The sequence below is a fragment of the Streptococcus sp. HMSC062H02 genome (assembly GCF_001813005.1).
In the GTDB taxonomy this organism is placed as follows: Bacteria; Bacillota; Bacilli; order Lactobacillales; family Streptococcaceae; genus Streptococcus; species Streptococcus oralis_S.
Genome location: NZ_KV811090.1, coordinates 190,745 through 206,096 on the forward strand (window position 1 = coordinate 190,745; position 15,352 = coordinate 206,096).

Annotated in this window: 12 protein-coding genes; 11 read left to right on the top strand and 1 reads right to left on the bottom strand. The window is 41.0% G+C overall.

The annotated features are described in order from the left end of the window. Positions 1-430: 430 nt before the first annotated feature. The 7 genes from ruvB (at position 431) to HMPREF2885_RS01075 (ending at position 8,391) form a co-directional block, all read left to right on the top strand. Entirely contained in the window at positions 431-1,429 is a 999-nt protein-coding gene (gene ruvB, locus HMPREF2885_RS01045; protein ID WP_000086802.1) for a Holliday junction branch migration DNA helicase RuvB, read from the top strand. Beyond that, positions 1,410-1,994 (top strand): nucleotidyltransferase family protein, encoded by a 585-nt coding sequence (locus HMPREF2885_RS01050; RefSeq protein ID WP_001094980.1) that lies wholly within the window; start codon positions 1,410-1,412, stop codon positions 1,992-1,994. Before ruvB ends, HMPREF2885_RS01050 begins: the two co-directional genes overlap by 20 nt. Positions 1,995-2,200: 206 nt before the next feature. Continuing rightward, entirely contained in the window at positions 2,201-2,959 is a 759-nt protein-coding gene (locus tag HMPREF2885_RS01055; RefSeq protein ID WP_000466705.1) for an isoprenyl transferase, read from the top strand. A gap of 8 nt (positions 2,960-2,967) precedes the next feature. Beyond that, a complete protein-coding gene (locus HMPREF2885_RS01060; protein WP_000159119.1) occupies positions 2,968-3,771 on the top strand; it encodes a phosphatidate cytidylyltransferase in 804 nt (267 codons plus the stop codon). Between the two features lie 15 nt (positions 3,772-3,786). Then, complete coding sequence (rseP, locus tag HMPREF2885_RS01065; RefSeq protein WP_000579738.1) at positions 3,787-5,043, top strand: RIP metalloprotease RseP; 1,257 nt, start codon at positions 3,787-3,789, stop codon at positions 5,041-5,043. 16 nt (positions 5,044-5,059) lie between these two features. Beyond that, complete coding sequence (locus tag HMPREF2885_RS01070) at positions 5,060-6,913, top strand: proline--tRNA ligase (RefSeq protein WP_070534623.1); 1,854 nt, start codon at positions 5,060-5,062, stop codon at positions 6,911-6,913. A 98-nt stretch (positions 6,914-7,011) separates the two neighbouring features. After that, positions 7,012-8,391 carry a glycoside hydrolase family 1 protein gene (locus HMPREF2885_RS01075; protein ID WP_070534622.1) on the top strand — a complete coding sequence of 460 codons (1,380 nt, stop codon included), beginning with the start codon at positions 7,012-7,014 and terminating at the stop codon, positions 8,389-8,391. Between the two features lie 38 nt (positions 8,392-8,429). Here the strand turns inward: HMPREF2885_RS01075 and HMPREF2885_RS01080 are convergent, their stop codons facing one another. Then, positions 8,430-8,843, bottom strand: a complete 414-nt coding sequence (locus HMPREF2885_RS01080) for an EamA family transporter (protein WP_070656870.1) — start codon at positions 8,841-8,843, stop codon at positions 8,430-8,432. A 215-nt stretch (positions 8,844-9,058) separates the two neighbouring features. Between HMPREF2885_RS01080 and glmS the strand changes: the two genes are divergently transcribed. The 4 genes from glmS (at position 9,059) to HMPREF2885_RS01100 (ending at position 15,302) form a co-directional block, all read left to right on the top strand. Next, the gene (gene glmS / locus HMPREF2885_RS01085; RefSeq protein WP_049519208.1) at positions 9,059-10,870 is read left to right on the top strand and encodes a glutamine--fructose-6-phosphate transaminase (isomerizing); all 1,812 of its coding nucleotides are present in this window, start codon (positions 9,059-9,061) and stop codon (positions 10,868-10,870) included. Between the two features lie 245 nt (positions 10,871-11,115). After that, complete coding sequence (locus HMPREF2885_RS01090; protein WP_049519207.1) at positions 11,116-12,891, top strand: PTS mannitol transporter subunit IIBC; 1,776 nt, start codon at positions 11,116-11,118, stop codon at positions 12,889-12,891. A gap of 16 nt (positions 12,892-12,907) precedes the next feature. After that, positions 12,908-14,863, top strand: coding sequence for a BglG family transcription antiterminator (locus HMPREF2885_RS01095; RefSeq protein ID WP_070656871.1), 1,956 nt, complete (start codon positions 12,908-12,910; stop codon positions 14,861-14,863). A 1-nt stretch (position 14,864) separates the two neighbouring features. Further along, a complete protein-coding gene (locus HMPREF2885_RS01100; protein WP_049519205.1) occupies positions 14,865-15,302 on the top strand; it encodes a PTS mannitol transporter subunit IIA in 438 nt (145 codons plus the stop codon). Positions 15,303-15,352: the final 50 nt, after the last annotated feature.

The following is a 15,352-nucleotide window of genomic DNA, read 5'->3' on the forward strand; positions in this document are numbered from 1 at the left end:
ATTTTCATTGAGTACCCTTTATTTAATGAAATCCCAAACTTTTCTTTTTCATCATAATCTCCTAAAGAAGTCACCCCATCAGGTGGCTTTTTTATGATTTGGAGAGGAAAAATCCATTTGAAAAAAATTTTTTAAAAAATGATAAATCAGAGAAAAAGTTAAGTTAGCTTTAAGATTCATCTTGTATTATATAACCATTAAATAAAGACCTCCTAATACTCTTCGAAAATCTCATCAACCTTTGTTAGAGTCGACTTAGCTAACTATAGTTATGCTTGCGTCTATCTGCCTAGTCTGATTTCGATTTTCATTGAGTACCCTTTATTTAATGAAATCCTAAACTTTTCTTTTTCATAATAATCTCCCTAAAGAAGCCACCCAATCAGGTGGCTTTTTTGTTTGTGGCTTGGATTTTTGATATAATAGAGCCATGAGTAGAATTTTAGACAATGAGATCATGGGGGATGAGGAGTTGGTAGAACGTACCCTCCGTCCTCAGTATTTACGTGAATATATCGGTCAGGATAAGGTCAAGGACCAGCTGCAAATCTTTATTGAGGCAGCAAAAATGCGGGATGAGGCACTGGACCATGTTCTTTTATTTGGTCCTCCAGGTCTCGGGAAAACAACCATGGCCTTTGTTATTGCCAATGAACTGGGAGTCAATCTCAAGCAAACGTCAGGTCCTGTCATTGAAAAAGCGGGTGACCTGGTAGCGATTTTGAATGATTTGGAGCCTGGAGACGTTCTCTTTATTGACGAGATTCATCGCTTGCCCATGTCGGTGGAAGAGGTGCTTTATAGTGCCATGGAAGACTTCTACATTGATATCATGATTGGTGCTGGTGAAGGCAGTCGCAGTGTTCATTTGGACTTGCCACCATTCACCTTGATTGGTGCAACGACACGTGCGGGGATGCTCTCAAATCCTCTACGGGCACGTTTTGGGATTACAGGTCATATGGAATACTATGCTCATGCTGATTTGACGGAAATTGTTGAGCGGACAGCAGATATTTTTGAGATGGAAATCACTCATGAGGCGGCTGCTGAGCTGGCCTTGCGTAGTCGGGGAACTCCTCGTATTGCCAATCGTCTCCTCAAGCGCGTGCGCGACTTCGCCCAGATTATGGGCGATGGATTGATTGATGATGTGATTACGGATAAGGCTTTGACCATGCTGGATGTAGACCGTGAAGGTTTGGACTATGTAGACCAAAAAATCCTTCGCACCATGATTGAGATGTACGGTGGTGGTCCTGTCGGACTGGGAACCCTTTCTGTTAATATTGCCGAGGAGCGTGAGACGGTCGAAGATATGTACGAACCTTACCTGATTCAGAACGGTTTCATCATGCGAACTCGTTCTGGACGGGTGGCAACTGCTAAGGCATATGAGCATTTAGGGTATGAATACAATGAAAAATGAACAAGAAATTCTAGATGCTTTCAGAGAAAATCCGGATATGATGACCATTCTGACCATCATTCGTAACCTTGGTCTGAAAGACTCTTGGTTGGCAGCAGGTTCTGTCAGGAATTTCATCTGGAATCTCTTGTCAGACAAATCGCCTTTTGATAGTGAGACGGATGTGGATGTGATTTTCTTTGATGCAGATGTGAGTTATGAAGAAACTCTGGCTATAGAGAACAAGTTGAGAGAGGACTTCCCCCAGTATCAGTGGGAGTTGAAAAATCAGGTCTATATGCATCTGCACAGTCCCCACACTGCGCCTTACACGAGTTCTCGTGATGCTATGAGTAAGTATCCTGAACGCTGTACGGCGATAGGGCTTCGCTTGCATGCCGAAGCAACTTTAGAGCTCTTTGCGCCTTATGGTTTAGAGGATATTTTGAACTTTCAGATTTTCCCAACTCCTCATTTTTTAGAGAATGAAGATCGAATGAAGCTCTATCAAGAACGCTTATCTAAGAAAAATTGGCAAGAAAAATGGAAAAATCTGACTTTCTCAAAAAACTTAAGAAAAATTTAAGTTAGGGACGGTATACTAGGTTCATAAGTTAAGAGGAACTTAACTTAAACTCCTAAAACTTTTTCATAATAATCTCCCTATAAAATTAAGTCGCCCAATCAGGCGGCTTATTTTTTGTCTGTATGGAGAGCTAATAACTTAGCAATAGAAGAAAATAGGGAAATATGGTATAATGAAACGATAGATTTTTGAATAGGAATAAGAACATGTTTGGATTTTTTAAGAAAGATAAAGCTGTAGAAGTTGAGGTTCCAACACAGGTTCCTGCTCACATTGGCATCATCATGGATGGGAATGGCCGTTGGGCTAAAAAACGGATGCAACCACGGGTTTTTGGTCATAAGGCGGGGATGGAAGCCCTCCAAAAGGTAACCAAGGCAGCTAACAAGATGGGAGTTAAGGTCATCACGGTTTATGCCTTTTCAACGGAAAATTGGACGCGCCCAGATCAAGAAGTCAAGTTTATCATGAACTTGCCAGTCGAGTTTTATGATAACTATGTCCCTGAATTGCATGCAAATAACGTTAAGATTCAGATGATTGGGGAGACAGACCGTTTGCCTAAGCCGACTTTTGAAGCTTTGAAAAAAGCAGAGGAATTGACCAAGAACAATACGGGCTTGATTCTCAATTTTGCGCTTAACTATGGTGGCCGTGCTGAAATTACGCAGGCTCTTAAGGGCTTGGCTCAAGATGTTCTAGATGCTAAAATCAACCCTGGTGACATCACAGAAGATATGATTGGGGACTATCTTTTCACGCAACACCTGCCAAAGGATTTGCGGGATCCTGATTTGATTATCCGTACGAGTGGTGAGTTGCGTTTAAGTAATTTCTTGCCATGGCAAGCAGCCTATAGTGAGCTTTACTTTACGGATACCTTGTGGCCTGATTTTGATGAAGCCGCCTTGCAGGAAGCTATTGCTGCTTTTAACCATCGCAATCGCCGTTTTGGAGGAGTTTAGGAGAAGATATGACCAAGGATTTACAAAAGAGAACATTGTTTGCGGTATTGGCCCTGGCAATTTTCCTTCCAGTCTTGTTTGCAGGAGGGCTCTTGTTGCAGATAGGGATTGGCTTGTTAGCCATGCTAGGCGTCCATGAACTCTTGCACATGAAGGGGCTAAAGACTATGACCATTGAGGGTGCTTTGACTCTTTTTGCGACCTTCGCTCTCACAGTTCCTTTAGAAAATTACCTAACATTTTTGCCTGTTGATGGGAATGTAGTTGCCTACAGTGTTTTGATTACCATAATGCTAGGGACGACCGTTTTCAGTAAAAACTATACGATTGAAGATGCCGCTTTTCCAATTGCTGTGAGCTTTTATGTTGGTTTTGGCTTTAATGCCTTACTAGATGCTCGGGTGGCAGGTTTTGACAAGGTACTGTTGGCTCTTTTTATCGTTTGGGCGACAGATAGCGCAGCCTACCTGACAGGGATGAATTTTGGTAAACATAAGTTGGCACCAAGAGTTTCTCCTAATAAGAGTATTGAGGGCTTTGTCGGGGGCATTCTAGGTGCGGTACTGATAACGGTAATCTTCATGCTAGTCGACAGCACAGTTGCTCTTCCTTATGGGATTTATAGAATGAGTCTCTTTGCAGCCTTCTTCAGTGTGGCAGGTCAGTTTGGTGACTTGATTGAGAGTGCCATGAAACGCCATTTCGGTGTCAAGGATTCTGGAAAATTTATCCCTGGACATGGCGGTGTGTTGGATCGCTTTGACAGCATGCTGATTGTGTTTCCAATGATGCACTTATTTGGCCTGTTTTAAAGAAAGGAATATTGAATGATTGGATTGCTAACCTTTATCCTCGTTTTTGGGATTATTGTGGTGGTGCATGAGTTTGGACATTTTTATTTTGCCAAGAAATCAGGCATTCTAGTTCGTGAATTTGCCATTGGTATGGGGCCCAAGATTTTTTCCCATATCGGTAAGGATGGCACTGCTTATACCATTCGAATCCTTCCTCTAGGAGGCTATGTTCGTATGGCAGGCTGGGGTGATGATGCGACAGAAATCAAGACAGGAACTCCAGTCAGTTTAACACTTGCTGATGATGGTAAGGTCAAACGGATCAACCTCTCAGGGAAGAAACTGGATCAAACGGCTCTTCCTATGCAGGTAACCCAGTTTGACTTTGAAGACAAGCTCTTTATCAAGGGGTTGGTCTTGGAAGAAGAAAAGATTTTTGCAGTAGATCACGATGCAACGGTTGTTGAAGAAGACGGAACCGAAGTGCGCATCGCTCCTTTGGATGTACAGTATCAAAATGCTTCTATCTGGGGCAAGCTCATCACCAACTTTGCAGGTCCTATGAATAACTTTATCTTAGGTGTTGTTGTTTTTTGGATCTTGATCTTTTTGCAGGGCGGTGTTAGAGATACTCAGACCAATCTCTTTCACGTCATGCCAGAGGGCGCTTTGGCTAAGGTGGGCGTAGCTGAGACAGCTCAAATCACCAAGGTCGGCTCGCATGAGGTTAAGAATTGGCAAGACTTGACCCAGGCTGTGGAAGCAGATACCAAGGACAAGACCGCCCCGACCTTGGATGTGACCATTTCTGAAAATGGTAGCGAAAAACAAGTCACTGTGACTCCAGAAGAAAATCAAGGACGTTACATTCTCGGGGTTCAACCAGGGGTCAAGTCAGACTTTCTATCCATGTTTGTTGGTGGATTTACAACTGCAGCTGACTCAGGACTTCGTATCCTTTCGGCTCTGAAAAACTTGATTTTCCATCCAGATTTGAACAAACTCGGTGGTCCCGTTGCCATTTTTAAGGCAAGTAGCGATGCTGCTAAAAATGGAATTGAGAATGTCCTCTATTTCCTAGCCGTGATTTCCATCAATATCGGGATTTTTAATTTGATTCCGATCCCGGCTTTGGATGGTGGAAAGATTGTGCTCAATATCCTAGAGGCTATCCGCCGGAAACCCCTTAAACAAGAAATTGAAACCTATGTCACCATGGCTGGTGTAGTTATCATGGTTGTCTTGATGCTAGCTGTGACCTGGAATGACATTATGCGACTCTTCTTTTAGATAATCGAGGAATATTATGAAACAAAGTAAAATGCTAATCCCTACGCTTCGCGAAATGCCAAGCGATGCTCAAGTTATCAGCCACGCCCTTATGTTGCGTGCTGGTTATGTTCGTCAAGTTTCTGCTGGTGTTTATTCTTACCTGCCACTTGCTAACCGTGTGATTGAAAAGGCTAAGAATATCATGCGCCAAGAGTTTGATAAGATTGGTGCTGTTGAGATGTTGGCTCCTGCCCTTCTCAGTGCCGATCTCTGGCGCGAATCAGGCCGTTATGAAACCTATGGTGAAGACCTTTATAAACTGAAAAATCGTGAAAAGTCAGACTTTATCCTAGGTCCGACACACGAAGAAACTTTTACAGCTATTGTTCGTGACTCTGTCAAGTCTTACAAGCAATTGCCACTCAACCTTTACCAAATCCAACCGAAATACCGTGATGAAAAACGTCCACGTAACGGCCTTCTCCGTACGCGTGAATTTATCATGAAAGATGGATATAGTTTCCATGCTAATTATGATAGTTTGGATGTGACTTATGACGAGTACAAGGCGGCCTATGAACGAATTTTCACTCGTAGTGGTTTGGATTTCAAGGCTATCATCGGTGACGGTGGTGCCATGGGTGGTAAGGATAGCCAAGAATTTATGGCCATCACACCAGCCCGTACAGACCTCGACCGCTGGGTTGTCTTAGACAAGTCAGTTGCCTCATTTGACGAAATTCCTGCGGAAGTGCAAGAAGAAATCAAGGCAGAATTGCTCAAATGGATGGTTTCTGGTGAAGACACCATCGCCTACTCAAGTGAGTCTAGCTATGCAGCTAACTTAGAAATGGCAACAAACGAGTACAAACCAAGCAACCGTGTAGTTGCGGAAGAAGAAGTAACTCGCGTGGAAACACCAGGTGTTAAATCTATTGACGAAGTCGCAGCCTTCCTAAATGTCCCAGAAGAACAAACAATCAAAACCCTCTTCTACATGGCAGATGGTGAGCTTGTTGCAGCCCTTCTAGTTGGAAATGACCAACTCAATGAAGTCAAGTTGAAAAACCACTTGGGTGCAGATTTCTTTGATGTTGCGAGCGAGGAAGAAGTAGCAAATGTTATCTCAGCTGGCTTTGGTTCGCTTGGTCCAGTTGGTTTGCCAGAAAATGTGAAAATCATTGCAGACCGTAAGGTACAAGATGTTCGTAATGCTGTTGTGGGGGCTAACGAAGATGGCTACCACTTGACGGGTGTGAATCCAGGTCGTGACTTTACTGCAGAATATGTAGATATCCGCGAAGTTCGTGAGGGTGAAATTTCACCAGACGGACAAGGCGTTCTTAACTTCGCGCGTGGTATTGAAATCGGTCATATTTTCAAACTCGGAACTCGCTACTCAGCAAGTATGAGCGCAGATGTTTTGGACGAAAATGGCCGTGCTGTGCCAATAATTATGGGTTGTTACGGTATCGGTGTTAGCCGTCTCCTTTCAGCCGTTATGGAGCAACACGCTCGCCTCTTTGTCAATAAAACGCCAAAAGGCGAATACCGTTATGCTTGGGGAGTTAACTTCCCTAAAGAATTAGCACCATTTGATGTGCACTTGATTACTGTCAATGTCAAAGATGAAGAAGCGCAAGCCTTGACAGATAAACTTGAAGCAAGCTTGATGGGAGCTGGTTACGAAGTCTTGACAGACGACCGTAACGAACGTGTCGGAGTGAAGTTTAGCGATAGTGACTTGATTGGGTTGCCAATCCGTATTACTGTTGGGAAGAAAGCAGCTGACGGTATTGTAGAAGTTAAGATCAAGGCGACTGGTGACACCATCGAAGTTCATGCAGACAACTTGCTTGAAACGCTTGAAATCCTCAGCAAGAAATAAAAACTATAATCAGAAGAAAAACAAGGCAAAAATGTAACTAGTTTTTACCTTGTTTTTTCTATATAATGGGGAAAATGAGTAAATGAAGAGGTAAAGCTATGCTAAAATTTCCAAAGGATTTTGTTTGGGGTTCCTCCACTTCTGGACCACAGACAGAAGGACGAGTGCCAGGTGACGGCAAGGGGGACAATCTCTGGGATTATTGGTATCAGGTGGAACCTAATCGCTACTACAATGGGATTGGACCTGACAAAACATCGACTTTCTATGAAAACTGGGAAAAGGATATTGAGCTTTTGGTAGAGACTGGGCATACAGCCTTCCGAACTTCTATCCAGTGGTCTCGTATTTTCCCACAGGGCCGTGGAGAGGTCAATCCGCAAGGGGTGACTTTCTACCGTCAGGTTTTTGAGGCTATTAAGGCCAAGGGCATTCTCCTCTTAGTCAATCTCTATCACTTTGACCTGCCTTTTGCTCTGCAAGAAGATGGGGATGGTTGGGAAAATAAGGCGACTGTCAAGGCTTATGAAGACTATGCTCGTTTTTGTTTTGAGACTTACGGTGACTTGGTAGACCAATGGATTACTTTTAATGAGCCCATCGTTCCGGTAGAGTTTGGCTATTTCTATGATGCCCACTATCCTCATAAGGTAGATGCCAAAGCGGCGGTTAAGGTTGCCTATCACACACAACTGGCTAGTAGTCTTGCGGTTAAGGCTTGTCATGAGATTTTGCCTGATTCTAAGATTGGGATTGTTCTCAACTTGACACCAGCCTACCCACGTAGCCAGCATCCCGCGGATGTCAAGGCCGCTCGCATTGCCGATCTCTTCCAAGCTCAATCTTTCCTAGATCCGTCTGTACTGGGAGTTTATCCAGAAGAATTAGTAGAAATCTTGTCTGAGCATGATTTGCTGCCAGAGTACACTGTTGAAGAGTTAGAACTCATTCGTGAGAACATAGTTGATTTCCTTGGAGTCAACTACTACCAACCTTTGCGTGTTATGGCGCCGCGTTTTGCTAAACATCCAGACAGTCCCCTCTTGCCAGAACATTTCTATGAGCCTTATATCATGCCGGGCCGTAAAATCAATCCTCACCGCGGTTGGGAAATCTACGAGCAGGGGATTTATGACATCGCTCAAAACATCAAGGAAAATTATGGCAATATCGAGTGGATGTTGACCGAAAACGGCATGGGTGTTGAGGGTGAAGATAAATTCCGTGAGAATGGCATGATTCAAGACGACTATCGTATTGACTTTGTCAAAGGACATCTTCGTGAACTTCACCGTGCGATTGAAGATGGAGCCAACTGTAAAGGATACTTAATATGGACCTTTATTGACTGCTGGTCATGGCTCAACAGCTATAAAAATCGTTACGGTTTGGTTGAGCTTGACTTGGAAACACAGGAACGTCGTCTAAAAAAATCAGGCCATTGGTTCAAGGAACTCAGCGACCATAATGGATTTTAAGAATAAAAAGAGTGAGATGGTGTTCATCTCACTTTTTATTACAATATCATCACCAAGGTCCCAATCGTAATCAGGATACAGCCAATGATTGTTTTAAACGTCAGGACATCCTGTAGGAAGAAAAAGGCTAGAACGAGGGTAATGACGAGACTGAATTTATCGACAGCAGATACCTCAGTCGCATTGCCCATCTGCAAGGCCTTGTAGTAGCAGAGCCAGGAGGCGCCAGTGGCTAAGCCTGATAAGATGAGAAAGAGCCAACTTTTTTTACTGATGTTGACAATTTCGGTCTGACTATTGGTCAAGAAAACCATAGCCCAGGCCATAAGAATGACGACGGCTGTACGAATAGCGGTTGCTAGATTGGATGGAACTCCTTCAATCCCAATCTTGGCTAAAATTGACGTTAAGGCTGCAAAGATAGCTGATAAAAGTGCGAAGAAAAACCACATAGCAAATACCTCCTCCCCTTATTATAAGTAATTGATGCCGACTTGTCAGGTATCAAGTGAAATCTTGATAAAATACTAGATAGAAAAACTATACCAATTTTTATTCTTGACAAGTGAGAAAAACAAGTATATACTGTCTTTACTGATTCTGTAAATGGAAAATCAGACTATACCAATTTAAGGAGAAAGCACAGCTAGTCTGTGTCGTATATACTATGTGTGGAATTGTTGGTGTTGTTGGAAGCACAAATGCAACTGATATTTTGATTCAAGGGCTTGAAAAGCTCGAATACCGTGGTTATGATTCTGCGGGGATTTTTGTCCTAGGTGGTGCTGAAAATCATCTAGTCAAGGCTGTTGGTCGTATCGCAGAATTGTCTGCTAAAACTACTGGTGTTGAGGGAATAACTGGTATCGGTCATACGCGTTGGGCGACTCATGGGAAACCAACGGAAGACAATGCTCACCCACATCGCTCTGAGACTGGACGTTTTGTCTTGGTGCACAATGGAGTGATTGAAAACTACCTTGAAATCAAGGAAGAATACCTTGCAGGTCACCACTTTAAGGGGCAAACAGATACGGAAATCGCTGTTCACTTGATTGGGAAATTTGTTGAAGAAGATGGTTTGTCAGTTCTTGAAGCCTTCAAAAAAGCCCTTCATATCATCCGTGGTTCTTATGCCTTTGCTTTGGTGGATTCAGAAGATGCAGATGTTATCTATGTTGCTAAAAATAAATCTCCACTACTAGTCGGGCTTGGTGAAGGCTACAATATGGTCTGCTCGGATGCTATGGCCATGATTCGCGAGACAAGTCAGTTTATGGAAATTCATGACCAAGAGCTGGTTATTGTCCGTAAAGACAGTGTGGAAGTGCAGGATTATGACGGGCATACTCTGGAGCGTGAAAGCTACACTGCTGAGCTAGATCTGTCCGATATCGGTAAGGGGACTTATCCATACTATATGCTCAAAGAAATCGATGAACAGCCAACTGTGATGCGTAAGCTAATCAACACATACTCTGATGAGAATCAACAGATGGTTGTGGATCCTGAGATTGTTAAAGCGGTTCAGGAGGCAGATCGAATTTATATCATTGCAGCTGGAACTTCTTATAATGCAGGTTATGCTTCTAAAATGATGCTAGAAGAATTAACTGATACGCCTGTGGAATTGGGTATTGCATCTGAATGGGGTTATGCTATGCCGCTACTGAGCAAAAAACCAATGTTTATTTTGCTTAGTCAGTCAGGTGAAACTGCTGATAGTCGTCAAGTTTTAGTAAAAGCTAATGAAATGGGAATTCCAAGTTTAACTGTAACTAATGTTGCAGGCTCTACACTATCTCGTGAAGCAACTTATACTATGTTATTGCATGCTGGTCCAGAAATTGCTGTAGCTTCAACTAAGGCTTATACAGGACAAGTGGCGACATTAGCATTTCTTGCTAAGGCAGTTGGTGAAGCTAATGGGAATGAAAAAGCTAAAAAGTTTGATTTAGTGCGTGAACTTTCAATTGTAGCTCAGTCTATTGAGTCTACACTTTCAGAGAAAGAATTGATTGAAGAAAAGGTTAGAGGACTCTTAGAAACAACTCGTAATGCTTTCTACATTGGACGTGGTCAGGACTACTATGTAGTTATGGAGGCTAGCCTAAAACTTAAGGAAATTTCTTATATTCAGTGTGAAGGTTTTGCGGCAGGAGAACTTAAACATGGAACTATATCTTTAATTGAGGATGGTACACCTGTTATTGCCTTAATTTCTGACAATCCAACCGTCGCTTCTCATACTCGTGGTAATATTTCTGAAGTAGTAGCTCGTGGAGCTAATGCTCTAACTATTGTGGAAGAAGGAATAGAAAAAGAAGGTGATGACATTATTATTAATAAAGTTCATCCATATCTATCTAGTATTTCTATGGTTATTCCTACTCAATTGATTGCTTACTATGCTTCACTTCACCGTGGACTGGATGTAGATAAACCACGTAATTTGGCTAAGGCTGTTACAGTTGAATAATAAATAGATGAACAATAGGCGTAAGACTGGGAGGGTTATCTCTTAGATTTTACAGCCTATTTTTAATAACTCATAATTTGAATTTTTGATGCGGTTTTCGGTACATTTTGTTTTGTAATATGGTATAAAAAAAGAATTTTGTAACAAAAGTTGATTTTTTTGGCACAAAATCTGTGACAAAGCTTTAGTTTTAAGCGTTTTCATTTTTGTATATACTAGATTTAAAGAAAAGGAGGAAAATCCTAATGGAAGAAAAAGTATCTTTGAAAGTTAGAGTTCAAAAACTGGGAACATCACTTTCAAACATGGTTATGCCCAATATTGGAGCTTTTATTGCTTGGGGAGTGTTAACTGCCCTCTTCATTCCTGATGGCTATCTACCAAATGAACAATTGGCTGCCATTGTTGGTCCTATGTTGACTTATCTACTGCCGACTCTAATTGGTTATACAGGTGGTTATGTAATTTATGGACAACGTGGTGCCGTCGTAGGGGCTATTGCTACTGTTGGTGCAATTACAGGTTCTAGTGTTCCAATGTTTATCGGAGCTATGGTAATGGGACCACTGGGAGGATGGACTATCAAGAAATTTGATGAGAAGTTCCAGGAAAAAATTCGTCCCGGCTTTGAAATGTTAGTTAATAACTTCTCAGCTGGTCTAGTTGGTTTTGCATTATTGCTTTTGGCTTTTTACGCAATCGGTCCAGTCGTATCGACTCTTACTGGAGCTGTTGGAAATGGTGTTGAGGCTATTGTCAATGCTAAACTCCTACCTTTGGCAAACATTATTATCGAACCAGCAAAGGTACTTTTCCTTAATAATGCTCTTAATCATGGAATCTTTACACCTCTGGGAGCTGAGCAAGTATCTCAAGCTGGTAAATCTGTTCTCTTCCTCTTAGAGGCTAATCCTGGACCAGGTCTAGGTATCCTCTTGGCTTACGCCTTGTTTGGTAAAGGTTCTGCGAAATCTTCTTCTTGGGGAGCAATGGTTATCCATTTCTTCGGTGGTATCCATGAAATATACTTCCCTTATGTTATGATGAAGCCAGCTCTTTTCCTAGCTGCGATTGCTGGAGGTGTGTCAGGTACCTTTACATTCCAATTTTTAGATGCTGGTCTTAAATCTCCAGCTTCTCCAGGATCTATCATTGCGATTATGGCTATGGCTCCAAAAGGTGTGTGGCCTCATCTTAATGTCCTGCTTGGGGTATTAGTGGGAGCAATTGTCTCCTTCCTTGTAGCAGCTCTTATCCTACGTGCAGATAAGTCGACTGATGATTCGTTAGAAGCTGCTCAAGCTGCTACTCAAGCCGCTAAGGCTAAATCTAAGGGGCAAGTAGTTCCAGTTGCTGTAGATACAAACATTTCAAGAGATTCAGTAGAGAAAATTATTTTTGCCTGTGATGCTGGCATGGGGAGTTCTGCGATGGGAGCAAGTATTCTTCGTGATAAGGTTAAAAAAGCAGGTCTTGGAATTCCAGTATCTAATCAGGCTATCTCAAATTTGGTTGATATACCAAAAACATTGATTGTTACTCAGGAAGAACTGACACCAAGAGCTAAAGGCAAGAGTCCAAGTGCTATTCATGTTTCTGTCGATAATTTCTTAGCGTCCCCTCGTTATGATGAAATTGTAGCTTCATTAACAGGAGCTGCTCCAATAGCAGAAATTGAAGGAGATATACCAACTTCAGCACCAGTAGATGGTCAGGAAATTGACCTTAACCATATTGATGCTGTAGTAGTTGCTTATGGTAAAGCACAAGGATCTGCAACTATGGGCTGTGAAACGATTCGGGCTATCTTTAGAAACAAGAATATTCGTATTCCAGTTTCTACTGCCAAAATTTCAGAATTAGGTGAATTTAATTCTAAAAACATAATGATTGTAACAACTATTGCTTTACAGGCAGAAGTGCAGCAAGCAGCACCGAATTCTCAATTTCTTATTGTGGATAGTTTAGTAACAACACCAGAATATGATAAAATGGTTGCTAGAATGTATAAATTTAACTAGAGGTTTCTAAATTAGAATGCTATTAACCAAACGAGAAGAACAATTATTGAAGGCTTTCCTACATGTAGGGAAGCTTTCAATGCAAGACATGACTGAAATCTTACAGGTCTCATCTAGAACAATTTATCGGACTTTATCAGATTTGACAGATAGCATAGAGCAATATGGGATTGAAATAGCGAAGCGTGGGAAATACTATATTTTGACTGGCGAACTGGACGATCTACCGACAGAACTTGAAGTGTTAGTTGAGTATAGTCCCCAAGAAAGACAAGAGTTGATTACTTATCGCCTTCTAACTGAGAATGGTTTTGTCACCAATGAAGCCTTGCAAGAGTGCATGAAAGTCAGTAATGTAACTATTATTCAGGATATTTCAGATATTGATAAGCGTCTTTTAGACTTTGATCTGAAAATTGAACGGCAAAAGGGGTATCGCATTTCTGGTGATTCAGTTAGTAAGAGAAGATTTTTGGCTATTTTACTTACAAACTGTATCTCAGTAGCAGATTTTTCAACCGGTAATTTTGGGAGCTTTAATATTATAGAAGCAGATAGAACTAGGCTGGCCAGTCAGATTGTTAATAAGCAACTGTCAGGTTTTCCAGATATGGATGCTAGGATGAAGATGTTTTTTGCGATCTTGTTATCTCTTATAGGTCAGGAACAAAACATTGAAAATTTGCCTAATACTAGTAAGCAAGCTTTGGAAATTTCTCAAAAAATTTTTCAAGCTTACTCTAAGCAGACTGAGCAATTTTATAGTATTCAGGAAATTATCTATTTTGCTAGCATCTTGGATGAATTAATCATTAAACGTCAGGAAAATCCGCTCTTTACGGAGAAATTTGATGGTGAATTTTTCTACAATATTTCAAATCTGATTGATACGGTTTCTATGTACACCAAGATTGACTTTTTTAAGGACAAGGTTTTATTTAATTTTCTTTTCCATCATATTCGACTCAGTTTAGGCGTCCCAATCCTTTTTCAGGGTGAAAATTTGCCAGAATCTGTCCAGCTTTTAGTTGAAAGGAATAAATTTCTTTATACAGTCATTAGTCTTTTGGTGAATGATATTTTTCCGAAATATCTTCATACAGAGTATGAGTATGGCATGATTGCCCTGCATTTTATCTCTAGCTTAGGCCGTAGTCCAGAGATTTATCCAGTCCGTATTTTGCTTTTAACGGACGAACGTCGGGTCACTAGAGATTTGTTAGTCAGTAAAATTAAGAGTGTTGCTCCTTTTGTAGAGTGTATAGATATTCAGTCTCTAGTAGATTACCACAGTATTGATCTCAGTCAGTATGATTATATTTTATCTACCAAGCCGCTGCCTAATCAGGAAATCGATGTAATTTCTAGTTTTCCAACCGTCAAGGAATTGCTTGAATTGCAGGAACGGCTTCAGTATGTACAGGCACATCGTACAATTGTCGCGCGTGATGCTATCGCCCCAGAGAAAAGTTATGACTTGCAAGATTATTTGATATCTAGCAGTCAACTTTTGAGTCAATTTGAATTGGTTCAACTGGAGAATAATCAATCATTTGAGCATACAGTAGAACAAATTATCCAATATCAGAAGAATGTAAGTGACAGAAATTACCTAACAAGAAAACTGCTATCTCACTTCCAGAATAGTCCTATGGCTATTCCTAATACTGGTCTGGTGCTTTTACATAGTCAGTCTAGCAAAGTAACAACAAATAGTTTTACTATGTTTGAACTCAAACTACCTATCTCTGCATTGTCAATGAAACGAGAGAAAGAAGAGGTCAAAAGGTGTCTGTTAATGCTAATGTCTAAAGAGGCTAGCGAGGAAGTGAGAGATTTAATGACAGCTATCAGTCAGTCGATTATTGAAAATCATCTTTATACAGAGATTTACAAGACGGGAAATCAATCCATTATTTATCAGATGCTAAATACTATTTTTAACGAAAAAATTAAGAAATTGGAGAACTAATATGAAACTTGAAAAACATTTGATTAAGCTTGATAAACAATTTTCTAACAAGGAGGAAGCTATCCGTTATTGTGGGCAAGTTCTTTATGAGGGTGGATATGTTAATGAAAACTATATTGAAGCCATGATTGAGCGTGATAAAGAGCTATCTGTTTATATGGGTAACTTTATCGCCATACCGCATGGAACAGATGCAGCGAAAAAGGATGTCCTCAAGTCTGGTATTACAGTCGTTCAAGTCCCAAGAGGGGTTGATTTTGGGAATGAATCTAACACTCAAGTGGCAACGGTTCTTTTTGGTATTGCTGGTATTGGTAATGAACACTTAGAAATTATTCAGAAAATTTCTATCTTCTGTGCAGATGTAGATAATGTTCTTAAACTAGCAGATGCTCAGTCAGAAGAGCAAGTATTGCGCTTACTTGATGCTGTTGAATAATTGAATTTCTTCATTTGTCATCTAGTATATATGTCACTCAAACAAGAAAA

Bases quoted from the DNA above. Each gene is read 5' to 3' on its own strand.
- ruvB (WP_000086802.1), top strand. From the start codon at position 431: ATGAGTAGAATTTTAGACAATGAGATCATGGGGGATGAGGAGTTGGTA.
- HMPREF2885_RS01050 (WP_001094980.1), top strand. From the start codon at position 1,410: ATGAATACAATGAAAAATGAACAAGAAATTCTAGATGCTTTCAGAGAA.
- HMPREF2885_RS01055 (WP_000466705.1), top strand. From the start codon at position 2,201: ATGTTTGGATTTTTTAAGAAAGATAAAGCTGTAGAAGTTGAGGTTCCA.
- HMPREF2885_RS01060 (WP_000159119.1), top strand. From the start codon at position 2,968: ATGACCAAGGATTTACAAAAGAGAACATTGTTTGCGGTATTGGCCCTG.
- rseP (WP_000579738.1), top strand. From the start codon at position 3,787: ATGATTGGATTGCTAACCTTTATCCTCGTTTTTGGGATTATTGTGGTG.
- HMPREF2885_RS01070 (WP_070534623.1), top strand. From the start codon at position 5,060: ATGAAACAAAGTAAAATGCTAATCCCTACGCTTCGCGAAATGCCAAGC.
- HMPREF2885_RS01075 (WP_070534622.1), top strand. From the start codon at position 7,012: ATGCTAAAATTTCCAAAGGATTTTGTTTGGGGTTCCTCCACTTCTGGA.
- HMPREF2885_RS01080 (WP_070656870.1), bottom strand. From the start codon at position 8,843: ATGTGGTTTTTCTTCGCACTTTTATCAGCTATCTTTGCAGCCTTAACG.
- glmS (WP_049519208.1), top strand. From the start codon at position 9,059: ATGTGTGGAATTGTTGGTGTTGTTGGAAGCACAAATGCAACTGATATT.
- HMPREF2885_RS01090 (WP_049519207.1), top strand. From the start codon at position 11,116: ATGGAAGAAAAAGTATCTTTGAAAGTTAGAGTTCAAAAACTGGGAACA.
- HMPREF2885_RS01095 (WP_070656871.1), top strand. From the start codon at position 12,908: ATGCTATTAACCAAACGAGAAGAACAATTATTGAAGGCTTTCCTACAT.
- HMPREF2885_RS01100 (WP_049519205.1), top strand. From the start codon at position 14,865: ATGAAACTTGAAAAACATTTGATTAAGCTTGATAAACAATTTTCTAAC.